22 protein-coding genes are annotated in these 23,334 nt (G+C 62.4%); 14 read left to right on the top strand and 8 right to left on the bottom strand.

From position 1 onward, the window contains the following. Nucleotides 1-5 precede the first annotated feature (5 nt). From H3Z74_RS12845 to H3Z74_RS12835, 3 genes are all read right to left on the bottom strand, one after another. Entirely contained in the window at nt 6-911 is a 906-nt protein-coding gene (locus tag H3Z74_RS12845; protein WP_187760054.1) for an intradiol ring-cleavage dioxygenase, read from the bottom strand. Nucleotides 912-1,006: 95 nt separating this feature from the next. Next, on the bottom strand, nt 1,007-2,290 hold the full coding sequence (locus H3Z74_RS12840; RefSeq protein WP_187760053.1) for a HAMP domain-containing sensor histidine kinase: 1,284 nt from the start codon (nt 2,288-2,290) through the stop codon (nt 1,007-1,009). After that, a complete protein-coding gene (locus tag H3Z74_RS12835) occupies nt 2,277-3,008 on the bottom strand; it encodes a response regulator (protein ID WP_187760052.1) in 732 nt (243 codons plus the stop codon). Before H3Z74_RS12835 ends, H3Z74_RS12840 begins: the two co-directional genes overlap by 14 nt. A 217-nt stretch (nt 3,009-3,225) precedes the next feature. Here H3Z74_RS12835 and rpsU point away from each other — a divergent pair, with 217 nt between their 5' ends. The 3 genes from rpsU to H3Z74_RS12820 all read left to right on the top strand — a co-directional run bounded on the left by rpsU (nt 3,226) and on the right by H3Z74_RS12820 (nt 4,811). Continuing rightward, nucleotides 3,226-3,432 (top strand): 30S ribosomal protein S21, encoded by a 207-nt coding sequence (gene rpsU, locus H3Z74_RS12830; RefSeq protein WP_034160206.1) that lies wholly within the window; start codon nt 3,226-3,228, stop codon nt 3,430-3,432. A 95-nt stretch (nt 3,433-3,527) separates the two neighbouring features. Next, nucleotides 3,528-4,124 carry an FKBP-type peptidyl-prolyl cis-trans isomerase gene (locus tag H3Z74_RS12825; RefSeq protein ID WP_187760051.1) on the top strand — a complete coding sequence of 199 codons (597 nt, stop codon included), beginning with the start codon at nt 3,528-3,530 and terminating at the stop codon, nt 4,122-4,124. Between the two features lie 54 nt (nt 4,125-4,178). Next, nucleotides 4,179-4,811 (top strand): FKBP-type peptidyl-prolyl cis-trans isomerase, encoded by a 633-nt coding sequence (locus H3Z74_RS12820; RefSeq protein WP_187760050.1) that lies wholly within the window; start codon nt 4,179-4,181, stop codon nt 4,809-4,811. Between the two features lie 19 nt (nt 4,812-4,830). On the opposite strand, the gene H3Z74_RS12815 is transcribed toward H3Z74_RS12820, so the two are convergent. Beyond that, a complete protein-coding gene (locus H3Z74_RS12815) occupies nt 4,831-5,781 on the bottom strand; it encodes a class I SAM-dependent methyltransferase (protein WP_187760049.1) in 951 nt (316 codons plus the stop codon). Nucleotides 5,782-5,998: 217 nt separating this feature from the next. On the opposite strand from H3Z74_RS12815, the gene H3Z74_RS12810 reads away from it, so the two are divergent. From H3Z74_RS12810 to H3Z74_RS12800, 3 genes are read left to right on the top strand one after another with little or no spacing between them, the layout of a single operon-like run. Continuing rightward, nucleotides 5,999-7,480, top strand: coding sequence for a cytochrome ubiquinol oxidase subunit I (locus H3Z74_RS12810; RefSeq protein WP_187760048.1), 1,482 nt, complete (start codon nt 5,999-6,001; stop codon nt 7,478-7,480). After that, nucleotides 7,477-8,484: a cytochrome d ubiquinol oxidase subunit II gene (gene cydB, locus H3Z74_RS12805; protein WP_187760047.1), complete on the top strand. Its 1,008-nt coding sequence runs from the start codon at nt 7,477-7,479 to the stop codon at nt 8,482-8,484. Before H3Z74_RS12810 ends, cydB begins: the two co-directional genes overlap by 4 nt. After that, a complete protein-coding gene (locus tag H3Z74_RS12800) occupies nt 8,484-8,603 on the top strand; it encodes a DUF2474 family protein (RefSeq protein ID WP_187760046.1) in 120 nt (39 codons plus the stop codon). Before cydB ends, H3Z74_RS12800 begins: the two co-directional genes overlap by 1 nt. Here H3Z74_RS12800 and H3Z74_RS12795 read toward each other — a convergent pair. Then, nucleotides 8,578-9,750 carry an acyltransferase family protein gene (locus H3Z74_RS12795; RefSeq protein WP_187760045.1) on the bottom strand — a complete coding sequence of 391 codons (1,173 nt, stop codon included), beginning with the start codon at nt 9,748-9,750 and terminating at the stop codon, nt 8,578-8,580. The genes H3Z74_RS12800 and H3Z74_RS12795 overlap by 26 nt on opposite strands. A 128-nt stretch (nt 9,751-9,878) precedes the next feature. On the opposite strand from H3Z74_RS12795, the gene galU reads away from it, so the two are divergent. The 3 genes from galU to rfbB all read left to right on the top strand — a co-directional run bounded on the left by galU (nt 9,879) and on the right by rfbB (nt 12,742). Further along, a complete protein-coding gene (gene galU / locus H3Z74_RS12790) occupies nt 9,879-10,748 on the top strand; it encodes a UTP--glucose-1-phosphate uridylyltransferase GalU (RefSeq protein ID WP_187760044.1) in 870 nt (289 codons plus the stop codon). A gap of 63 nt (nt 10,749-10,811) precedes the next feature. Further along, nucleotides 10,812-11,690, top strand: coding sequence for a glucose-1-phosphate thymidylyltransferase RfbA (gene rfbA / locus H3Z74_RS12785; RefSeq protein ID WP_187760043.1), 879 nt, complete (start codon nt 10,812-10,814; stop codon nt 11,688-11,690). Then, entirely contained in the window at nt 11,690-12,742 is a 1,053-nt protein-coding gene (gene rfbB / locus H3Z74_RS12780) for a dTDP-glucose 4,6-dehydratase (RefSeq protein ID WP_187760042.1), read from the top strand. Before rfbA ends, rfbB begins: the two co-directional genes overlap by 1 nt. A 152-nt stretch (nt 12,743-12,894) precedes the next feature. Here rfbB and H3Z74_RS12775 read toward each other — a convergent pair whose 3' ends face one another. From H3Z74_RS12775 to H3Z74_RS12765, 3 genes are all read right to left on the bottom strand, one after another. Continuing rightward, nucleotides 12,895-13,338, bottom strand: a complete 444-nt coding sequence (locus H3Z74_RS12775; protein ID WP_187760041.1) for a hypothetical protein — start codon at nt 13,336-13,338, stop codon at nt 12,895-12,897. A 147-nt stretch (nt 13,339-13,485) separates the two neighbouring features. Beyond that, complete coding sequence (locus H3Z74_RS12770; protein WP_229726552.1) at nt 13,486-14,253, bottom strand: metallophosphoesterase family protein; 768 nt, start codon at nt 14,251-14,253, stop codon at nt 13,486-13,488. 38 nt (nt 14,254-14,291) lie between these two features. Beyond that, the gene (locus H3Z74_RS12765; protein ID WP_187760040.1) at nt 14,292-15,590 is read right to left on the bottom strand and encodes a glycosyltransferase family 4 protein; all 1,299 of its coding nucleotides are present in this window, start codon (nt 15,588-15,590) and stop codon (nt 14,292-14,294) included. Between the two features lie 398 nt (nt 15,591-15,988). Here H3Z74_RS12765 and H3Z74_RS12760 point away from each other — a divergent pair, with 398 nt between their 5' ends. The 5 genes from H3Z74_RS12760 (at nt 15,989) to H3Z74_RS12740 (ending at nt 23,079) form a co-directional block, all read left to right on the top strand. Beyond that, nucleotides 15,989-17,251, top strand: coding sequence for a sugar transferase (locus tag H3Z74_RS12760; RefSeq protein ID WP_229726551.1), 1,263 nt, complete (start codon nt 15,989-15,991; stop codon nt 17,249-17,251). Between the two features lie 242 nt (nt 17,252-17,493). Continuing rightward, on the top strand, nt 17,494-18,150 hold the full coding sequence (locus H3Z74_RS12755) for a polysaccharide biosynthesis/export family protein (RefSeq protein WP_187760038.1): 657 nt from the start codon (nt 17,494-17,496) through the stop codon (nt 18,148-18,150). 46 nt (nt 18,151-18,196) lie between these two features. Continuing rightward, nucleotides 18,197-20,434, top strand: a complete 2,238-nt coding sequence (locus tag H3Z74_RS12750; RefSeq protein ID WP_187760037.1) for a GumC family protein — start codon at nt 18,197-18,199, stop codon at nt 20,432-20,434. A 6-nt stretch (nt 20,435-20,440) separates the two neighbouring features. After that, nucleotides 20,441-21,727 carry a tetratricopeptide repeat protein gene (locus H3Z74_RS12745; protein WP_187760036.1) on the top strand — a complete coding sequence of 429 codons (1,287 nt, stop codon included), beginning with the start codon at nt 20,441-20,443 and terminating at the stop codon, nt 21,725-21,727. After that, nucleotides 21,724-23,079 (top strand): O-antigen ligase family protein, encoded by a 1,356-nt coding sequence (locus tag H3Z74_RS12740; protein WP_187760035.1) that lies wholly within the window; start codon nt 21,724-21,726, stop codon nt 23,077-23,079. Before H3Z74_RS12745 ends, H3Z74_RS12740 begins: the two co-directional genes overlap by 4 nt. Nucleotides 23,080-23,334: the final 255 nt, after the last annotated feature.

The following is a 23,334-nucleotide window of genomic DNA, read 5'->3' as shown; positions in this document are numbered from 1 at the left end:
AACCGCTAGCGCGCGACCCCGATCAGCACCGAGCCGACATAACCGGCGCTGGTGCTGCCGGTCAGCGTCGGGGTCTGCTGAGCGATCTGGGCCGAACTATTGTCGCTGAAGACATTGTCGGACGAAATTGACGTGGCGGCGAAGTTCGTTGCGCTCGACGGATAGGTCGCCGTGTCGGCGTATATCGCGGTGCAGGCGGCGGCGGGCAAAGCGAGCTGCGAGGTGAGTATGGCGTAACGCCCGCTGGTCGCGGCGGACAGGCTGGAAAAGACCTCGAAATGGATGTGCGGGTAGCGGCCCGAATAGGCGCCGGGGAAGATCGTGGTGAAGGTCACCTCACCATTCGCGTCGGTCACCTGTACGCCACGCAGATAGCTTTCGGCGGCGGCGGTGTAGAGCGAGTAATTGCCCAGCCGGTCGCAATGCCAGAGATAGACGGCATAGCCGGCGAGCGCGCCGCAACTGGCATTCACATCGACGACCTTGAGCGTGATGACCAGCTGAACGCCGGTCGCGACCGTGCTGCTGCTGATGAAGCTGGATCGGATATCGCTGCGCACGATGCCGCTGATGGTCAGTGCGTTGGAGGTCGATCCGCTCGATGTGTTGGTGCCATCGGCCGGGTAGGGGCCGGCGGTTTCGGTCGGGTCGACGATGCATGTGCCGCTCGATGTGGCGGTTGGGGTCGGCGTGGGTGTTGCCGTGCTGGCAGGCGTCGGGGTTGCTGTACCACTGACGACGCTGACGCCGGACGAGGTCGAACCGCCGCCGCCGCAGCCGGCGACCAGTGCCGCGGTGCCCGCCCCGGCGAACCATTTCAGCGCACGGCGGCGCTCGACCATCGCCGCCATGACCTGAAGGTCGTGGGCGAAGCCGCGATCATGGTCTTCGTCGTGATGGTCGTGCTGCATGATTGGCTCCCTTATCGTTTCGGAAGCCGATCTGGCCGTGTCAGGTCACCGGGATATGTCGGGTGGTGACCGAAATGTTGCGGGATGTTGCAGAGTCAGCGGTTCGCCTCGACCGGGAGGCGGACGCGGGCGCGGCCATGCCCGTCATGGCGTTCCAGTGTCACCGTGCCGCCATGGCTTTCCGCAATGCCACGCACGATGGCCAGGCCCAGGCCGGTGCCGCCGGTCGCGCGATTGCGAGAGGGATCGCCGCGCACGAACGGTTCGAACAACCGTTCAGCCTGAACCGGGTCGACGCCGGGGCCGCGATCGTCGATCAGGATATCGGCGATACCGTCCGCGACGTGCCAGGACAGTACAGCGCTCTCACCATAGCGTACCGCATTGTCGATCAGATTGGTGAACAGCCGGCGCAGGGCCTGTGGGTCGCCACGAACGATGGCGCGCTCGCCCGGTTCGAGCGAGACCGGCGTGCCGGCCATATGCATGTCCTCGACCAGCGCGTCGAGCATGCTGCCGAGATCGATTCGCGCGTCGCTGCGCTCGCTCGCCTCGTCACGGGCGAAGCGCAGCAGCGAAGCGATCATCGCGCGCATCTCGGCAATGTCGGCGGCGGCGCGCTCGCGTGCCTCTTCGGGCAGGTGTTCGACGCGAAAGGACAGGCGCGAGAGCGGCGTGCCGAGATCATGTGCGATCGCGGCGAGCATGGTGGTGCGCCCCTCGGCATGGCGGGTCAGGCGCTGGTGCATCGCCGACACCGCGCGGGTAAGGTCGCGGACTTCGCTCGCACCGCCTGCCGGCAGGGTGCCGAGCGGCGCGCCGGCGCGTGCGGTGGTCGCCGTGTCGGCAAGCTGGCGCAGCGGTTTCGAGATGGCGCGGGCGATCCACCAGGCTGGCCCGGCAAGCAGCAGCATGGCGGCGAGCATCGCGCCGAGCGTAACGAGGTGCCAGCGCGTAAACAGTGGCTCCGGATCGGTGCGGACAACGCGCCAGATGCCGGCGGATTTCCAGCCGATGGTGAAGCCGCCGCGAATCTCGTTCCGTCGGTCACCACCCGGTTCGCTATAGAAACCACGCACATCGCGGGGTGCCGCATCGAGCGCGGCGGCGATGATGACATCCTGCCCGATCGATGGCCGTTCATCCGCTCGGGCGACCGGCGCGGCCCCCTCCGTCAGGGTCATGCGGCGCGAGTCGCGCGATTGCGCGCGCGGCGCCTGAAGAAAAGCGGCGATCGACGATGTCTGCATTGGCGCAGCGCGGGGTGGCGGGCCGCTGAAGGTCACTGCGAAGAAGGTCGCGGTGACGACAAATACCGCCGTGACGACCAGCGCGAAGATCGGAACCGCGATCGAGCGGGGATGGTCAGCGCGCGACATCGGCCATGAACATATAGCCTTCGTTGCGCACCGTGCGGATCAGCTCCTCGGCACCGCGTGTGAGCTTGCGGCGCAACCGGCTGATCTGCACGTCGATCGCGCGATCGAAATGCTCCGCATTGGCGCCGCGCGACAGGTCGAGCAGCTGATCGCGGGTCAGAACGCGGCGCGGATGCTCGACCAGGGCGAGGAGCAGGCGGAATTCGCCGTCGGACAGGTTGATGACCACATTGTCGGAGTCGATCAGTTCGCGGCCGACCGGATCGAGGCGCCAGCCGGCAAAACGCAGCCATGGTCGCGCCGTCTGCTGGGCGACACGCTCGCCGCTCTGGTTGCGACGCAGGACCGAACGGATCCGAGCCAGCAATTCGCGCGGATTGGCCGGCTTGGCGAGATAATCGTCCGCGCCCATTTCGAGCCCGACGATGCGGTCGACCTCTTCGCCGATCACCGACAGAATGATGATCGCCGGTGCATTGCGCCGATCGAGTGAACGCAGGATCGACAGGCCGTCCTCGCCCGGCATCATCACGTCGAGCACGACCAGCGCATAGCGCTCGCGCACCATCGCCGCACGCATTTCCACACCGTTGGCGGCGCTGTCGACGATATAGCCATGGTCGCTGAGAAACGCCGCGGTCAGCTCGCGGATGCCGGGATCGTCATCGACGATGAGGAGGCGGGTCTGGAAATCCACGGATTGGGTGGCCTGAAACATGCGAGCGAGGTGCCGGATGAGCGTATCCGCCACGTTGCATCGCTGCAACAAATCGTCGATTGCCGGGCAGTGTTACCAATAGGCCACAGCTTTTGCTGAAGCCTGAGCGTCGGTTTGGCTTGAAACAATCACCGCACGCTGGTAGGGCGCACGCCTTCGCGGCGCGGACCCATGTCTGCGACGCCCTGTATCTATTGATTCGGAGCTGCACCGGTTTATGCAAATCATCGTTCGCGACAATAACGTCGACCAGGCCCTGCGTGCCCTGAAGAAGAAGCTGCAGCGCGAAGGCGTCTACCGCGAAATGAAGCTGCGTCGGCATTATGAAAAGCCGTCGGAAAAGCGCGCTCGCGAGCGTGCGGCAGCGGTCCGCCGCGCCCGCAAGCTTGAGCGCAAGCGCCTGGAGCGTGACGGCGCACGGTAAGTGCCCGGCGGGAGCCGTTTGAGGCTCCCGTTATTGCTCTCGAATTCCCCTATCTTGGTGCCCCTTCCGGTGGCGCCGCGTCAGGATAAGCGCCGATGTCCTCAGTCACTGCGGTTCCGTTGCAGCCTACCAAGCGGCGCGTGCTGGTGTATCTGTGGCTCGGGATTGCGCTGGCTCTGGTCGGCGCCGTTGGGCTCGCGCAAATGGCGCCCGCGGATCCGGTGACGACGTATCTGGCGCAGAACAAGCGTGACAAGGGCGTCGTCGAGACTCCATCGGGCCTGCAATACAAGATTATTGCTCCCGGCAGCGGTGCCGCCCGGCCGACGGACACGGACGTCACGCTGGTCAATTACGAAGGCAAGCTGACCAACGGCACGACCTTCGACAAATCGCAGCAGCCGACGCCGATGCCGGTCGCGGCCGTGGTCCCCGGCTTTTCCGAAGCGCTGAAGCTGATGCCCAAGGGCAGCAAGTATCGCTTCTGGATCAAGCCGAGCCTTGGCTATGGCGATAAGGTAACCGGACCGATCCCGGCCAATTCGGTCCTCGTTTTCGACGTCGAACTGATCGATTTCCTGCCCGAAGCGACGATTCGTCAGATGCAGATGCAGCAGCAGATGATGCAGCAACAGGGCGGCGCACCCGGTGCCGCGCCTCCGGGTGCCGGCGGACCGCCCCCCGGCCAGTAGTTTCCGACCGTTTCGCGCATCCGGCGCATTGTCGATACAATGAAAGAACAGCCGATGGCGACGATTCCTCCCAAGCCCGTCGTGACGCCTGGATCGAAGCCGGGCAATGGCCGCGCGCTGATCTTCGGGCTGATCGGAATCATCATTGGCGTGGCGGCGACGCTGGGCGTCATCAAGTTCATGGACTATTCGCAGGCGCAAGTCGCGTCGGGCGCCACGTTCCTCGCCAAGAATCGCAGCGCCGACAAGACCATTGTCGAGACGCCTTCGGGCTTGCAGTACAAGGTGCTGGCGCCTGGGAAAGGCCCCAAACCGACCGACACCGATGTTGCGTTGATCAACTACGAAGGCAAGTTGACCAACGGCACAACCTTCGACAAATCGCCGCAGCCGACGCCGTTGCAGGTGTCCAGCGTGGTTCCCGGCTTCTCCGAGGCGCTGAAGCTGATGCCCAAGGGCAGCAAATATCGCGTCTGGATCAAGCCGAGCCTTGGCTATGGGGACAAGGCGACTGGTCCGATTCCGGCCAATTCGGTGCTCGTGTTCGATGTCGAGATGGTTGATTTCATCTCCGAAGCGAAGCTTCGCCAGCTGCAAATGCAGCAGCAGATGATGCAGGGCGCTGCCGGCCCGGGTGGAGCTCCGGGAGCCGGCGCAGCGCCGACAGGAGGCGCGCCGAAGCCATAGCTTCGGGCGACCGACCGGGTCAGCGTTCCATCACCTGCTGCGGTTCGGCGATCATCAGGACATGCGTGGCATGGTCGATGAAATGGGGATCAACGGCATAAGTCTGCTCCAGCAACTCAAGGTCGTGGTGGAATGCCGCGTCTTTCGCGTCTTCGGCCGGATTCCAGCGAGGGTCGGGCGCGAAACGGCTGTGGAAGATATCGAGCCCTGAAAGACGCGCGATGTCGATGTGCGGCGCGAACAACGACCGCACTTCGCCAGCATGAAACAGATGCAGGTCGAATTCGACATGATGCCCGTCGCGCAATTCGATCTCGAGCCGGTCGGTACCGCCGTCATGGTGGAAATCGGTTGCCGCGTCCACGCGGTCGATAAAGATCGATGGCGGGCTTCCGCAGGTGCGCACCGTGACGAACAATTTGCCTGTGGTGACACGGGCAAGCTCGGCGGCAACCGACGCACGATGGGCGGCGGAAACATGGTTGAGCACGCCGTTGAGGCACAGGCACAGATCGACCGATGCATCGTCCTCGGTCAACGGTGTGACCAGATCGCGCTCTTCAAAGCGCAGGCTGACGCCGGGGAGTTGACGCAACGCACTCGTCTGGAGCCGCGCAATGGCGATCTGCTCGCCGGAGATGTCGAAGCCGGTCGCGCTGATCTCGCGAATGCCGAGCAGATGCGCGCGCGTGACGATTCGCCGCAGCCAGGTACCCGGCCCGCATCCGGCATCGAGCACCGTCAGCCGCTGCTGACCTGCCTCGGCAAAGGCGACCAATTTGGCTTCGATCGCCTGCCAGACACGGCGATCGCCATAGCAATATCCACCGCCGAAATCGAACAGGTCCGCGGGTGCGCCGTCGGCATAATCGAGATAGCGCGCGCCGGCACGGTCATAGGCATGGGCAATATCATTGGCGACATGCGCGTCTTGCGCGACGCGCAGCTTCAGGATCGTTCGGGCCTGCATGGGGAGGGTGTTTCCGTGGCGGAAGTGCCGATGCGCGATATCGGATCGAGCCGCATGAGGTTGCCATATGGATTTGCGCCGTTCGCATATAGTTCGCGTTAAAGATCGCCTCGGGCGCGCTGCGGCGTCGTGGGATGCGTGATGCGCATTCGCGCTTGCGTCGCGCGCCCTTGCACCGGATCGGCCATAAGCGCACAGCGTCGACAGAGGTGCTGCGATGTTCGACGCGTTCGACCCGATTGTTCTGGCGCGTATCCAGTTCGCCTTCACCGTCAGCTTCCATTTCATTTTTCCGGCCTTTTCGATCGGGCTGGCGAGCTATCTCGCCGTGCTCGAAGGGCTGTGGCTGCGGACCGGCAAGCAGGTCTATCTCGACCTGTTCCGCTTCTGGATAAAGATCTTCGCGGTCGCCTTCGCGATGGGCGTCGTCTCCGGCATCGTCATGTCCTATCAGTTCGGGACCAATTGGGCGGTCTTCTCCGACAAGACCGGGCCGATCCTCGGCCCGTTGATGGCGTACGAAGTGCTGACCGCCTTCTTCCTTGAGGCCGGTTTCCTCGGCGTGATGCTGTTCGGCATGAAGAAGGTTGGGAAGGGGCTGCATTTCGCGGCGACCTGCTGCGTTGCGACGGGCACATTCATCTCGGCTTTCTGGATTCTCTCGGCGAACAGCTGGATGCACACGCCGACCGGGTTCGAGATCAATGCCGCGGGGCAATTCGTACCGGGGCCGAGCTGGGCCGCGATCATTTTCAATCCGAGCTTTCCCTATCGGCTGGTCCACACGGTGATCGGTGCCTATCTGACCACCGCACTGGTGGTCGGAGCGACAGGTGCGTGGCATCTTTTGAAAGCGCGTCGCGGCGAAGTCGCGCGGTCGTCCGGTCCGATTGAACCATCGGTCGTCGCGGCGAATCCTCACCCGACTGCGTCGGGCGAGGCCGCCCGCACCATGTTTTCGATGGCGATGTGGATGGCCGCTGTGGTCGCCCCGGTGCAGATCTTCGCCGGCGACATGCAGGGGCTGAACACGCTTGAGCATCAGCCCGCCAAGGTGATGGCGATGGAGGGGCATTATGACAGCCATCCCGACGGCGCGCCGCTGATCCTGTTCGGCTTGCCCAATGCGCGGGAAAAGCGGGTCGATTATGCGGTTGAGATTCCAAAAGCCTCGTCGCTGATCCTCAAGCACGATCTGAATGCGCCGCTTGCCGGGCTCGACACCATCCCCGACGATCGCGAACCGCCGGTGGCGATCGTCTTCTGGTCGTTCCGGGTGATGGTCGGGCTCGGCATGGCGATGCTCGGTCTGGGGCTGTGGAGCCTGGTCGCGCGGGCACGCGGCAGGCTGTATGACTGGCCATGGCTGCACCGCGCGGCGCTGGTCATGGGGCCGGCGGGTTTCGTGGCGGTGATTGCGGGCTGGATCACCACCGAGGTCGGACGCCAGCCTTTCACGGTCTACAACCTGCTGCGCACGACCCATAGCGCATCGCCGCTTGCAGCACCTGCGGTCGGCGCATCGCTGGTCGCGTTTGTGGCCGTCTATTTCGCAGTGTTCGGTATCGGCACCTGGTATATAGTGAAACTGATCCAGAAAGGTGCCGAGGCCGGTGAACCCGAAATCCAGGATGCCCCGATCCGCACCGCCGGGATTGCTCCATCGCCTGTGCAACATCCGACGGAGGTTCAGCAATGAGCATCAACGCGGATCTCGCGACGATCTGGGCGTTCATCATCGCCTTTGCCGTATTCGCTTATGTCGTGCTCGATGGTTTCGACCTCGGCATCGGCATCCTGTTTCCGGCGTTCGGGGTCGGCGAGCAGCGCGACCAGGCGATGAATACGATCGCGCCGGTATGGGACGGGAACGAGACCTGGCTGGTCCTTGGCGGCGGCGGGCTGATGGCGGCGTTCCCGCTGGCCTATGCGATCATCCTGCCGGCACTTTATCCGCCGATCATCGCAATGCTGCTCGGGCTGGTGTTCCGCGGCGTTGCGTTCGAGTTTCGCTGGCGTGACCCGCGGCATCGCGCCTTTTGGGATGTCGCCTTTACCGCGGGGTCAGTGACGGCTGCGCTTGCACAAGGCATTGCGCTTGGCGCGCTGTTGCAGGGCATTGCGGTCGATGGTCGGGCTTATGGCGGCGGCTGGCTCGACTGGCTGACGCCCTTCACGGTGTTGACCGGGATGAGCGTGGTGGCGGGCTATGCGCTGCTCGGCGCGACCTGGCTGATCGCCAAGACCGAGGGTGGGGCGCAGCGGCATGCCTATCGACTGGCCCGATGGTCGGGAGTCATCACCCTTATCGCGATCGGTGCAGTGAGCCTCGCGACGCCCTTTCTCGACCATGATTATTATAGCCGCTGGTTCCAGATGCCGGGCATCCTGTTGACCGCACCCGTGCCGTTGCTGATCGCGGTGCTGAGCCTGGCTTTCTGGCGCGCACTCGGTCGCGAGGCGCAATATCTGCCGTTTCTGCTGACTCTGGCGGTCTTCGCGCTCTGCTTCGTCGGCCTGGGTATCAGCATGTATCCCTTCATCGTGCCCGATCAGGTCACGATCTGGGAGGCGGCGGCCCCGGTATCGAGCCAGGTCTTCATGCTGATTGGGGCCGGGATCATGATCCCGATCATCCTCGGCTATACCGGTTGGGCTTATTGGGTATTCCGCGGCAAGGTTGGTGCGGACGGCTATCATTGATGGACAGCGATGCCGGCCCGCTCTGGCAGCGCCTCGCCTGGATGGCGGCGATCTGGACGGGCAGCGTCGCGGCGCTGGCGGTTGTCGCGATGGCTATACGATGGTGGCTGAAGGGTTGATCCTAGCTGCGTGACCGATCTCCTCGGCGATCGGATGGTCGGCGTTCACCTCATTCGCCCTGGCGAGCGGATGTTCCAGGCCGCCGCCGGCGAAGACGCTCGGCGCCCAGAGATCGCGCAGCGCAAGCGATCCCCGCTCGACGACATAATAGAATGCATAGCCGAAGCCGACGATAAGCAGCGGCCAGACGACGAACAATGTCAGCCCGTCGCCGATAAAGCCGATGCGCTGGTTCACGATATTACCGATATGGATCATCAGTGGATGGACCAGATAGACGCTGTAAGAAGTGATCGCGACGGTTCGCACAGGCGCCGCGAAGGCGCGCCCTGCGATCGGCCTGCGCCCCGCGACAGCCAGCAACAGCGCTCCGAACAGCGATGCGACCAGGCTCGGCATAAGGACATAGTTGATTTCGCGCGAGCCGCTCGTGCCGATCCAGCACAAGGCGAGCAGGGGAATGACGAGCCAGCGTGCAGCGCGGCGCGCCATCGTCCATAGATCGGGCCGGTATGCATTGAGCCAGGCGAGTGCAAGGCCGAGCGTCAGGCCCTCGAAATGCAGATGCGTGGCGGTGTGGTAGAAGCCGAATGGCGCGACGGAGCCGATTGAGGCATCATGCGCACGTAACAGGAGCGGCGCGATTACGCCGATTGCAAGCAGGAACGGCCTGACCGGCTTGAAGGTTCGCGTCAGGCCCATCAGCAGCGGGACGACCAGATAAAAATGTTCCTCGACGCACAGCGACCAGCTGACGAGGAAAAAGGGCAATTCGGATCCGTAATTCTGCAGGAAGAACAGATAACGCCAATCGAACGCTTCGCCGCGAGCATACCAAACCGCACCCCAGGCAAGCAGCAGGGCGCCGATGTAGGGCGGAATCGTGCGCAGCCAGCGCCGCTTCAGAAAGCGCATCAGCTGCACCCGCCCGGTATCGCGTTCCTCGCGCCAGTAGATCGAGCCGATCAGGAATCCGGACAGGATGAAGAACAGATCGACGCCATACGCGCCGTATCGGGCAAGCCGGTCGAGCCAGAGCGGATCGAGCGGCGACCATTGCAGTAAATGATAGAGCACGACCGAAAGCACCGCCACTGCGCGCAGCAGGTCGAGATTCTGGTCGCGTGTCGGCGCCGCGCTGCTCATTGATCCTGTTTCCCCCGCGGCAATCCTGCCCGATTGCCGACACTTGCCTTATCAAGCGCGACTGCCCCTTCCAATAGCGTTGCAAGCCTCTTACGGCTCGCGGGATAGTGTTTCAGGAACCAGATGCCATGAGTTTCAAGCCACTCCGCAAGGCAGTATTCCCCGTTGGCGGGCTCGGGACACGATTCCTGCCTGCAACCAAGGCATTGCCCAAAGAAATGCTGCCGGTCGTTGATCGGCCGCTGATCCAATATGCAGTGGACGAAGCAGTCGAGGCAGGGATCGAGCAGATGATCTTCGTCACCGGGCGTGGCAAATCGGCGATCGAGGACCATTTCGATATCGCCTATGAGCTCGAAACGACGATGGCGCATCGCGGCAAGTCGATGGATCTGCTTCACCAGACGCGGCTGAACCCTGGCGCAGTGGCCTATGTCCGTCAGCAGGAGCCGATGGGATTAGGCCATGCCGTATGGTGCGCGCGGCACATCGTTGGTGACGAGCCGTTCGCAGTCCTGCTCGCCGACGACTTCATGGTCGGCGAGCCGGGCTGCCTGAAACAGATGGTCGAAGCGTACAACAAGGTTGGGGGCAATCTGATCTGTGCGCAGGAAGTACCCGAGGACCAGACGCATATGTATGGCGTCATCACGCCGGGCGATCGTGACGGCGCGCTGACCGAAGTGCGCGGCCTGGTCGAGAAGCCTCGACCCGGTACGGCTCCGTCCAACCTGTCGGTGATCGGCCGCTATATCCTTCAGCCCGAAGTGATGCGCGTGCTGGAGACGCAGGAGAAGGGTGCAGGAGGCGAGATCCAGCTGACCGATGCGATGGCACGGATGATCGGTGACCAGCCCTTTCACGGCGTGACCTTCGATGGCCGGCGCTATGATTGTGGCGACAAGGCCGGCTATGTGCAGGCCAATCTGGCGGTTGCGCTGGGCCGGGAGGATATTGGCGGGACGGTGCGCGCCTTTGCCGTCGATCTGTTGCGTTGACCAGATAGCCTTAACCTATCCGCGTTAAACCCTGCCGTTCCGGGAAAGGACAGGTTGGGGGCAATGAAGGGCATTATCTTGGCGGGCGGCAGCGGTACGCGCTTGTATCCGGCGACGTTGGCGATCTCGAAACAGCTGCTGCCGGTGTTCGACAAGCCGATGATCTATTATCCGTTGTCGGTGCTGATGCTCGCCGGCATCCGCGACATCCTGATCATCTCGACCCCGCGGGACTTGCCGATGTTCAGGCTATTGCTGGGCGATGGCTCGGCGTTCGGAATCACGCTCAGCTATGCCGAGCAGGATGCGCCGCGCGGATTGCCCGAAGCGTTTCTGATCGCCGAGGAATTTCTTGGCGGACAGCCTTGTACCCTCATTCTGGGCGACAACATCTTCCACGGTGATGGGCTGGGAACGAAGTGCCGCACAGCCGCCGCAGCGGCCGAGGCGGGGTTGGCGACGGTGTTCGCCTATCAAGTCGATGATCCGGAACGCTACGGCGTGGTGTCGTTCGCCGCCGATGGCCGGGCCATGACGATCGAAGAAAAGCCCGATACGCCACTGTCGAACTGGGCACTGACCGGGCTGTATTTCTGCCCGGCCAATGTCGGAGCGATTGCCCGAGAGCTGACGCCTTCGGCGCGAGATGAGCTGGAAATCGTCGATGTGCTTCGTGCCTATCTCGCGGCGGGCGCGCTCGAAGTCGGGAGGCTGGGCCGCGGTTATGCGTGGCTCGATACTGGAACCCATGATTCTCTGCATGACGCGTCATCGTTCGTGCGTACGATCGAGCGGCGGCAGGGGATCAAGATCGCGTGCCCGGAAGAGATTGCCCTCGACCTTGGATATCTCGAACCCGCCGCGCTGATGACGCGGGCGGACTTGCTCGGAAAGACCGACTATGCGCGTTATCTGCGCTATTGTGCTGCGCAGGCGGCATAATGAAGGTCGTATCCAACGCTCCAGAACGGACCGTGCTCGTCACAGGCGGTGCGGGGTTCATCGGTTCGGCCGTGTGCAGGCATCTCGTCGCCGGCGGCCGGACGCGCGTCATCAACCTCGACAAGATGACCTATGCGGCGTCGCATACGGCCCTAGCAGAGGTCGAAGGATCACCGAATTATCGTTTCGTCCAGGGCGATATCGCGGACCGCCGTCTCGTCGCGGAGATTCTCCGCGGGGAGCGGGTCGATGCAGTCATGCATCTTGCGGCCGAAAGTCATGTCGACCGGTCGATCGACGGGCCGGCCGTGTTCATCGAGACCAATATCACTGGCACTTTCCATATGCTCGAGGCGGCGCTCGATCATTGGCGATCGCTGGATGATCAGGGAAAGGGGGCTTTCCGTTTCCATCACGTCTCCACGGACGAGGTGTTCGGCGATCTTCCGTTCGACGACAGCCTGTTCAGCGAAGAGTCGGCGTATCGGCCATCATCGCCGTATTCGGCATCGAAAGCAGCGGCGGATCATCTCGTCCGGGCATGGCATCATACCTATGGCCTGCCGGTGGTGCTGTCGAACTGCAGCAACAATTATGGGCCGCACCAATATCCCGAAAAGCTGATTCCGCTGACCATCACCCGTGCGGCGATGGGCCTGACCTTGCCGGTGTATGGGACCGGGGCGAACGTGCGTGACTGGCTGCATGTCGCGGATCATGCGCGTGCCCTGGAACTGGTCATGACTCGCGGCGAAGCCGGTGCGACATATGTCGTCGGTGGCCGCGAGGAGCATAACAATGTCGCGGTTGTTGCGATGATCTGCGACCTGATCGACGAACGGATGCCACTGGCTACGGGCCGGCGGCGAAACCTGATCCGCTTCGTCGAGGATCGGGCGGGGCATGACCGTCGCTATGCAATCGATCCGTCTCGAATCGAACTGTCACTCGATTGGCGTCCCGAAATCGGCTTTCGGGAAGGTTTGGCGGCGACTGTCGATTGGTATCTGGCGAATCAGGCGATCGATTCGAAATCGGCTTCCGCTTCGTAAAGCCAGTTCAGGAGAGGCGGGTGTCGCCCGGTAAGAGGCGACCCAGACCCTTCGCTCCGGGGCCAATCCGGCTCGGGTTCATCCGTTGGGTCCCATACGAAAACGGGGCCGAACTTGCGTTCGACCCCGTTCGATTTCGTCATGCCAAACGATTACGGGCTGGCAGGTGCGCTGTCGTTGTTGTCGACAGCGACATAGATGCCGGCACCAACGGCAATTGCCGCAAGCACAGCGACGATCGTGCCACCCGAACCCGAACCTTCGCCCGAACCCGCATCGGTGCTGTCCTGAGCAACCGCGAAGGACTTCGGCGCCGTCATGCATGCCGACTTGCCGACCGACAGGATCGACGTCGGTGCGAGCGTGTAGCTGCAGCCTGCCATCGAAACCTTGGCGTTGGCCTTGCCGCGCGTCAGGACCCGATCACCGGTGTAGAGCGACTGGCCAGGATAAGCTGCGATCAGCTTGCCCTCACGAGCAACGAACGTGCCCTGGCTGGCCGTGGTCAGCTTGCCAACAGTCTGTTCCGACGCCGCGATCAGCGGCGACGAAAGGCTCGCCATGAGGATGGCGGCGGTCACCCGCGAAAATTTCATTTCAGTCTCCCTTTAACCGCTTCAACTTGTAGGCTCACCAAATCCGATACCGACGGCATGTGGATTTGTCTACCCGAAAATCGACCTTCCGGCCTGAAAAGGATCGAAATTCCCACGTGCAACGCCCCACATCGAACATGGTTCCAGTCAAAAACGAGCTGTCAGATAGCGCCGTCCGGTTCCCTCGATACACAAGGCGGTCAAAATACCCGATGTATAGGCGCCAGTGTCGATACCAATTCGATTGGGTTGTTCGTCGGGTCCATCGCTAATTGTGTGTCCATGGACAACAATAAGCTGATGATCGACTGTGCTGTCGAGAAAATCTTCACGAATCCAGCGCAAGTCTTGAATTTTCTGTTCTTGTATTGGAACGCCCGGTCTGATGCCGGCGTGGACGAACAGATAATCACCGAACTGAAAACTATCCACAAAACTGTCGATAAAGGCCAAATGATCGTCGGGAATTGCGCGCCGCACAAAAGCCGCCGCCGCTGCCGAATCGAGCAGGGCGAGTCGCCCGACCTCCACCCCATAGCTTTGTGCGCATTCATAGCCGCCATAGCGTAGCCAGTCGCGAAACTGGTCGGTGTCGCGTTCCAGAACGCGCAGCAGCATCTCTTCGTGATTTCCCATTACGAAGACCGGCGTGGGCAGAAAATTTCGCGCTTGCAGCAGAAAATCGAGCACGCCGCGCGAATCGGGCCCGCGGTCGATCAGATCGCCGAGGAAAATGATGTATTCGCGCTGGCAGGGATTTGCGCGGCGATCCGCGGCAATCTCGTCGATCAGCGCACGCAACAGGTCGAGTCGGCCATGTATGTCGCCGATCGCATAAGCGCGCGCGTCGGGCGGGCCGCTTGGTACATGCGGTGCCTTGGGCTGCTTGCGCCCGAACTTTCCAAAAATTCCCACTCTGGCCGTCTTACTTCATTTTCTGGTCGGTTAGATCGCTATACGTCCGACACGCGATTTTGTTGCGCTGTGCCAACGATTCTCATCTGCTGTGGTCCCATCCGGTCCAGCAACGCGCGCCATCGCTCCAGCGTTCGGGCCTTGGTATAGTGGCGATCCAGGATATCGCGTGCGACGATGCCCATTCTGTCGCCGCGCGGACGATCGTCGGCGAGCGTCGTGATTGCGACCGCGAGCGCCGCGGCGTCGCCCGGAGTGGCAGCGAGGCAGGCATAGCCGGGTTCAAGCAGGCGGACCAATTCGCCGTCCATGGCGCATACGGCGATGACCGGGCGCGCGGCCGCGCAGATTCCGAAAACCTTGCTCGGCACGACCAGGCCTTCGAATTCCGGGCGGAGCGAGACCCAATGCGCATCGCCGGCGCCGAGCGATTCGGAAAGCCGTTCGCGCGGTTGATAGGGAGCGAAACGAAAGCTGGTCAGGCCGAGTTGATCGACGCGCGCGGCAAGCTGTTCCGACATATGGCCGCCGCCGATAAACAGGAAAAAGATGTCGCGCCGGTCGCGCAGTGCAATCGCGGCATCGAGCAATGTGTCATATTCATGCGCTCGGCCGAGATTGCCTGAATATTCGAGCACGAACGCGTCCGCCGGAATGCCCCAGTCCTGCCGGAGCGCCGGCGAGCGGATAGGCAAAGGGGTGATGTCGATGTCGTTCGACCAGTTGGGAATCACTGCGATCCGGTCGCGCGTCACGCCCATGCGTTCGATCCGCTCGGCCATCAGATCGCCGATCGCCACGACCGCCGATGCACGGCGAAAGGACCAATTGCGGATCGCAGCGAAAAGCTTGCCGATCGGCCCGTCGGCAAGGCGCATACCATAAGCGCCAGCAATCTCGGGGTAGAGATCCTGCACCCAATGAACCAGCGTCGCGCCGCGTAGCCGGGCGGCGATCGCGATCGGCACCGACAGCAGGGGCGGATCGGTCTTGACGACGAGGATCGTGCCGCGGCGCGCCATGCGGAGTGCCGTGAAGAATGCCGTGATATAATAAGCCAGGTACGCGCTGATCCGGCCGGCCATGCCGCGCCGTCCTCCCGGCGTGGCGGTCCGTATTACGGTGACGCCACAGCGCTCTTCGTGGGGCGGTAGCAATCCCTGGTCCTGACCGTATATCGCTCTGCTGGTGACCACAGTGACGTCGCGGCCCTTGCCGGCGAGATATTCTGCGAGGTCGGACAGGATCTGCGCGGTCGCGCTATGGTCGGGCGCATAGAAACGGTTGAAGAAAATGACCGGTCTATCCGCGCCGGGCCCTGGCTCTGTGCCGCTCATGATCGGTCCTTCATGGTTCGCGCCAAAGCACGAGTTTGCGGTGCTGATCAACGGGACAATCGCCCCCGAACAGTTTGTAGGGATCTTTTTTCGCCCCCAATTCGTTCCGTCCCGCAGCGAGAACGCTGCACCTGCGAAGTGTTTGTAAATGTCATCAATCATGGCGTATGTGCGCGGGCGTCGCTCAAATGCGTTGCCTCCGGGTCTGATTCTTACAATGCTGTAAGCATCATCCGGTGTAAGTTGTTGATAAAGAGGACTTGTTTGGGGAACCGCAAGTATGTGGACCCAATTAGGCAACATGTGTACCGCCCGATCCGCGCGTAGTCTGCTGGTCGGGGCCTAATAGGGGGCGTTCAATAATGCTGCAGTCGCGATTGCAGAGGCATCATGGGGTTGTGAAATCGCCGGCCGAGCGCCTGCGCGTCCAACTGGCTATCGGCTTGCTGGTGGCGGTTGCGCTGCCGGTGATCGCGCGCGCGAATTTCATGCCGCAGGGCATTCTCAAATACAGCACCAATTTCAATTCGATGATCGCAGTGGCGATTGCGGTGCTGCTCGGCATCATGCTGTTTCGCCGGTTCCGTAATTTCCCGGGCGTGCGCGCCTATGAATATGTGCTGCCGTCCTTCTTCACCTCCTATGGCCTGGTCACGGCGGTGTTGCTCGCATTCCGCTTCGACTATGTCGTGTCGGTGCTGCTCGCGAGCCTGGGGCTGTCGATCGTCACCTTCTTCATGCTGTGTTATTTCGGGCTGCGATCGACCGCCTATGTGTTCCATGTCGTTCCGACCGGCGATATCTCGCGGCTGGAAGGGGTCGGCAATGTCGAATGGGTCCATATGCGCGAGCCGACACTGCCGGCGTCGCCGGGCTCGGGCATTGTCGTCGATCTGCGCGCCGACATCGATGACGAGTGGGAACGGCTGTTGGCCGATGCCGCGCTTGAGGGCATCCCGGTCTATCATATGAAGCAGTTGCTCGAATCGATCACCGGGCAGCTCGAGATCGAACATATTTCGGAAAATGGCCTGGGGTCGCTTGCGCCCAACGAAGGCTATGGCAAGCTCAAGCAGTTGAGCGATGTCGCGGCTGCGATTATCCTCCTGCCATTGTTGTTGCCGCTGTTGGCGGTGGTTGCCATCGCGATCAGGCTCGATTCGAGCGGGCCGGTGCTGTTTCGCCAGCAGCGCATGGGTTTTCGCGGCAAGCCGTTCCAAGTCTACAAGTTTCGCACCATGCGGACATTGCCGGCGGGCGCGACGAGTGGAGATGATGAACGTCGCCGCGCGATGACGCAGAATGAGGATTATCGCATCACTCGCGTGGGTAAATTCCTGCGGCGCACGCGGATCGACGAGATCCCGCAGATTCTCAATATCCTGCGCGGCGAAATGAGCTGGATCGGTCCGCGCCCGGAGGCGATGTCGCTGTCGAGCTGGTATCAGCGTGAGCTGCCTTTCTACAGCTATCGCCACGTCGTGAAGCCGGGCATCACCGGTTGGGCGCAGGTCAATCAGGGGCATGTCGCGGAGATTGACGACGTGCATTATAAACTGTGCTACGATTTCTATTATATCAAATATCTGTCGGCCTGGCTTGATGCGCTGATCCTGTTCCGGACGGTCCGGACGGTGATTACCGGTTCCGGGTCGAAATAAAATCGCAAGAATGGCATCCAGGCCCATGGGGCAACAGGATTGGGGAGTTGGCGGTGAATCCACCACAATTCCCTGTCGGGTTGATTCCAGCGGGCCGGGTGCTAAACCGCCACGATCATGCGAGGGGGCCCTTCGCCGTTGAATTTATGGAGCTGGCATTGATCGCTCACGCTGAACGCGGCCGCAGGGAATTCCTTGGCGGCCTATCCCTGCTTCGCCACAAGCTGTGGTTGGTCGCGATAATGTCGCTTGCCCTGGCGTCGTGCGCCGACAAGCGCGGTGGTACCGTGCCGTACGGCGTCCAGGATTTCGGCTCGCCCGATGCGCCGGTCGCCCTCAAGACCGACGACAGCTATCATATCGGTCCCGGCGACACGCTGTCGGTCGCGGTATTCCGGGTTCCCGACCTGTCGGGTGACGTGACGGTCGATGTGACCGGCAATTTCGCCATGCCGCTGATTGGCCAGGTCGAGGCGGCCGGCAAGACGACCGACCAATTGTCCAGCGAACTCGCGACCAAACTTGGTGCCAAATATCTGCAATCCCCCGAAGTGCGTGTTGCGGTGAAAAGTGCGACCAGCCAGCGTGTCACGATCGATGGATCGGTCAAGCAGGCGGGCATTTATCCGCTCGCAGGATCGACCACGTTGATCCAGGCGATCGCATTGGCGCGGGGTACCGACACCGATGCCAATCCGCGCCGCGTGGTTGTATTCCGCATGATCAAGGGACAGCGTCAGGCCGCGTCCTTCGACCTGACCGACATTCGCCGCGGCACGCAGCCGGATCCGGAGATTTTCGGCAATGACATCATCGTCGTCGACGGCAGCAAGGCGCGGCAGAATTTCCGCGACGCGTTGAGCACAGTACCGTTGCTCGCAATTTTCAGGCCGTTCTGACGATGACCGTTGCCGCGCCTGACATGATTTATAATTCGGGGGTTTCATGAACGAGTATCAACCGCGTCCCGAAGATCGCGCGCTGCGCGGCCCCGGGCAGACCGCGCTGGTCGATCCCCGTTCGGCGGGGCTGGTGCCGTTTCGCGCCGCGCCGCCGGCTGAAGGGGCGATCGCCGAGATCGACCCGCATGAAATCTGGCGCGTCCTGACCAAATGGCGCTGGCTGATCGCTGGCTGCACGATCCTGGCCTTGCTGGTCGGGCTTGCCGTTTCACTGCTTGCGACTCCGATGTACAAATCGGCGGCGCAGGTCGAGATCGCGCTGGCGCAGGAAGACATCACCTCGAACAATGATCGTGGCAATCGTCAGACGGCGGTGCGCGATCCGCAATATCTGGCGACGCAGATCGGCTTGTTGAAAAGCCGTTCGCTTGCCGAGCGTGTGATCGCTGACCTTGGTCTCGACGGCAAGAGCGGTCGGCCGGACCGGCCGCGCGTCGGCCCCGGCACGATCCAGCGCAACCTGGCGGTGGTGCCCGTTCCCGCCAGCCGGCTGATCAACATCACCTTCACCAGCCCGTCGCCGCAGCTTGCCGCTGACGTATCCAACGCGGTTGCCGATGGTTTCATCGCCTCGAATCTCGAGCGGCAATATGGTGCGACCTCCTATGCGCGCACCTTTTTGGAAAATCGCATCGCGAAGGTGAAGTCGCAGCTTGAGACGTCGGAGCGCCAGCTGGTCGAATATGCCCAAAAGGCCGGGATCATCGTCGTCAATCAGAACAAGGGCGACGATGGCGGCGATACGACCAGCAGCTCGCTGGACAGCGCATCGCTGGTTACGCTGAACGAAGCCTTGTCCGCGGCACAGAGCGACCGGATCGCGGTGGAGCAGAAGTATCGCAACGCCCTGCGCACCGCGCCGCAATCGCAAGTGGTACAGAGCGCCGCGGTGCAGACGCTGATCGGCCAGAAAGCCGGACTTGATGCAGAGTATCAGGACAAGCTGAATATCTACAAACCCGACTTCCCCGAAATGCAGCAGCTGCGCGCGCGCATCCAGTCGCTCCAGCGGCAGATCGCAACGACATCGGGCAGCATTTCGGGCGCCGCGGCAGGCGATCTTCGGTCGGAATATCTTGCAGCTGTCGGTCGAGAGAATGATCTGCGCAGCAAGGTCAACGGCCTGAAGACTTCGGTCATGGACCTGCGCGGGCGAAGCATCCAGTACACCATTCTGCAGCGCGAGGTGGATACCAACCGTCAACTTTATGACGGCCTGTTGCAGCGCTACAAGGAAGTCGGCGTTGCCGGCGGTGTCGCCAACAGCCTGGTCTCGATCATCGATCGCGCCAGGGTGCCAGGGGCACCGTTTTCGCCGTCGATTCCCAGCAATCTTGCCTTTGCCTTGTTCCTTGGCCTGATGCTCGGCGTCGGCCTGGCCTTTGCCATCGAGTTCATCGACGACACGGTCAAGAACCCGGACGATATCAAGGACAAGCTCAAGCTGTCCCTGCTCGGCGTGGTACCGACCGCGCCAAAGGGCGATGCGGTGGCCGAGTTGCTCAACGACCCGACCTCGGAGCAGTCCGAGGCCTATTCGTCGGCACGCAATTCGATCGACTTCGCCACGTCCGGTGGTGTGGCCAAGTCGATCCTGATCACCAGTTGCGCGCCGGGCGAAGGCAAGTCGGTGAGCTCGCTCGCACTCGCACAGAAGTTCGCGCGTTCGGGTCGTACCGTGCTGTTGATCGATGCGGACATGCGCAAACCGACCTTCAAGGTGAAGCTGGAGGAGAAATGCGGCCTGTCGTCGCTGCTCGCCAGCCATGACAGCATCCGCAACCACATCGCGCGCACCAGCATCGATGAACTCTACGTCGTGCCGTCGGGCCCGATCCCGCCCAACCCAGCCGAATTGCTCGCCGGGCGGCGGATGCGCGAACTGCTGACGGAGGCTGAAGGCATCGTCGATATCGTGATCATCGATTCGCCGCCGATCCTTGGCCTTGCCGACGCGCCGTTGCTGTCGTCGATGTGCGAAGCGACGATCCTGATCGTGCAGGCGGGGCGGATCCGCCGGCCAGTGCTCAAGCGCTCCGTGGCGCGCCTGCAGGAAGCCGGATCGCATTTGATCGGCGTCGTGCTGACCAAGTTCAACGCCCGCACGTCCGGCTATGGCTACGGTTATGGCTATGGGTACGGCTATGGCTATGGCTATGGCCGCGAACCGGGCGACAAGAAGTCCGATCCGCAGCGTCAGCTCTCGGTCAATCCCGACTGATCGTCGATGCCGCAGCGTAACTTGTTATATTCGAGCGCCACGCGTTGGGCGCTCGCGGGAGTTCTCGTCGTTGCCACTGGCTGGGCGTCGCTCAGCCATGTCTATCGCGCCGCGTACCGCCGGATCGACGCGGTTACCATCGTCCTTGGCGATGATCCGGAGATTCTGCGGACGCGGCTGATCGATGTGAACGGCGGGCTGGCGATCAAGTTCGACCCGGCCGAGCTCGCGCGATTGCGCCAAAGGCTGACGAGCAAGCCGCTCGACGGTACGGCATTCGCGCTGGTCGCGCTTGATGCGACGGCGAAGGGCGACAAGGAACGTGCGGCCAAGCTGGTCGCGCATGCGCTCGCCCTGGAGCCACGGACGCGGCTGGCATGGCTATGGCGGCTCGATCAGCAGATGCGGAACGGCCGGACCGTGGAGGCAGCCAATAGCACGCTGCGGCTGCTTTCGGTCGATCCGTCGCAATATCCGAATTATGTGCCGATCCTTGCCCGACTGGCCAAGGACCGCCGCAATATTTCGCAGATTGCCGCGGCGCTGCGGGGCAATCCGGGCTGGCGCGGGCCGTTCCTCAGTACGCTGCAGACCAATGGGTTCGATCCGGCGATCCGATTTGCGATCATGGATGCGGGCAATAGCAACGTCTATACGATCGAGCAGGAGCGCGCCGCGTTCGTCGCCGACCTGATTACCAAGGCGGATTACGAACGAGCTTATCTTGCCTGGGTCTCCTATCTGCCTGAATCCGCACTGGCGAGCGTCGACACACCTTATGATGCGCACTTCAAGGGTATGCCGGGACCGCCGCCGTTCAATTGGCAGCTGACTGCTGCCGACGGTGATCGGGCGGAAACGAACAATGGGCTCGACCTGTCCTATTCCGGCCGCAAGCCGGTGACGCTGGCGACTCAGGTGGTCGTGCTGCAGCCGGGCGGTTATCGGCTGCGCAGCACGGTAGCCAATGCCAATAGCGAGGGCCCGTCGAGTGGCGGAACCACCCTGACCTGGCAGGCATATTGCCTGCCCGGCAATCGCCCGATCGGCAACCTGGCGCTCGACATCAATGTGACCGGCAAGCCGCAACTATCGGCACCGTTCGATGTGCCCGAAACCTGCCAGGCGGTGTCGCTGTCGCTCACCGGCGCAGCGTCGGAATTCCCCGTGCGTCTCAATGCGCGCATTGCCGCGGTCCAGTTCGAGCGTGCAACAGCGCCCACCTCCGCGCCGGACTCGGCTGCCATTTCGACATCGGCGATCCCGTCGCCCCAGCCATCGGTCACGCCATGAACCGTACCGCGCCCATCATTCCGGCGACCATTTTCCTGTGCGTCGCCATCGTCCTTGGCGGGTCGTCGCGCGGTGGCGTTTATGCCAATGCCGCGATCCAGTTCGCGGCCGCGCTCGGCATCGCGCTCGCGATCGTCTCGCGGCACAATTATCCGGGTGGGACGCAAAAGGGATTGCTGCTGCTGTTGTGCGGCGCGGTCGGCCTTGCGGTTTTCCAGCTCGTTCCGCTTCCGCCTGTCCTTTGGTCGGCCTTGCCGGCGCGGGATATTGTCACCCAGGGAATGGCGCTTGCCGGCGTCGAAAATGGCTGGCGTCAGATCAGCCTGACGCCGGAGGGCACGATCGGCGCGGCGTTGAGCATGCTCCCGGTCATCGCAGCGGCGCTGATCGGCATGCGTGCCCCGCGCGTCGGACTGATCGCCTTGTTCATTATGCTGATCCTCTTGCTGATCCTGTCGGTCAGCGTCGGGCTCGCACAGCGGATGACCGGCATCGAATCTCCCTTCTACCTGTATGAGATTTCCAATCGCGGCGAGGCGACCGGCCTGTTCGCCAACAGCAACCATCTTGCGACATTGTGCGTGCTGTCGATTCCGGCGGCGACCGCCCTGTTCGTTGCGCAACGTGGATCGACCAAGCCCAATGCCAGTTGGCTGGTCCTGATCTCGATCGTATTGGTCGCGCTGTTCGGTATCTGGATCGCCAATTCGCTGGCCGGCATTGGATTGTCGCTGATCGGGCTGGCGTCGATCTTCCTGATCGCAAGGCTGCGGCGCGGCAACAGCAAGGTTCGCATGGGCGTGATCGGCGCGATCGGGGTTTCCGTCTTGGCGATCGGTGTGATCGCGACGGTCCTGATATGGGGGCATGTGTCGAGCGGCCAGTTCGCCGCTGGCTCCGAAATGGGGCGCCCTCAGCTCTGGTCCCGGACGATAAAGGCGATCGGCACGTTCATGCCTTTCGGATCGGGTGTCGGCGGTTTCCGTGCCGTCTTCCCGCAGTTCGAGGATGCCCAGACGGTAACCCGGGTCTATGCCAACCATGCGCATAATGACATTCTCGAACTGATCATGACCGGCGGTGTGCCGGCGGTCATCCTGATGCTTGGCTTTGCCGCCTGGTGGCTGCGCACGACGATCGTGATCTGGCGCGCAGCGACCCGCGATGCCTTTTCGGAGGCGGCGACGGTGATCACCGGAATCATCATCCTGCACGAGTTCGTCGATTATCCGCTGCGCACCGCAGCGATCGCGGTGATCTTCGGCCTGTGCTGCGGTGTGATGGCGCGGCCAAGGCGGATCGTTGAACCGGAAGAAGCGCCCGAGCGTGCGAGCCGCCACCTGGCCGCCTGACGAACTCCAACAGGGTCGGTCGAACCTTATATCGGCCATGAAGGCTTGCGACGATTCAACATCGGTATTGGGCATGGCAGCGAGGAGCCGGACGATTGCTCCCGCTCTTTCTCATGACCGGTCAAAATCATATGAGTCTGAACTGGCTGTTCCGGCAGAGAACAGCCAGCCAAGCTGGCTGTTACCTGGCTGTTACCTGGCTGTTATTCGATAACAGCCGGCCTCCCGCAAGTGATTGTAAGTTGGCTTGAAATT

This window comes from Sphingomonas alpina (assembly GCF_014490665.1).
Lineage (GTDB): Bacteria > Pseudomonadota > Alphaproteobacteria > Sphingomonadales > Sphingomonadaceae > Sphingomonas > Sphingomonas alpina.
The sequence above is the reverse complement of the archived record's forward strand: the minus strand, read 5'-3'. Positions and strand labels throughout refer to the sequence as shown.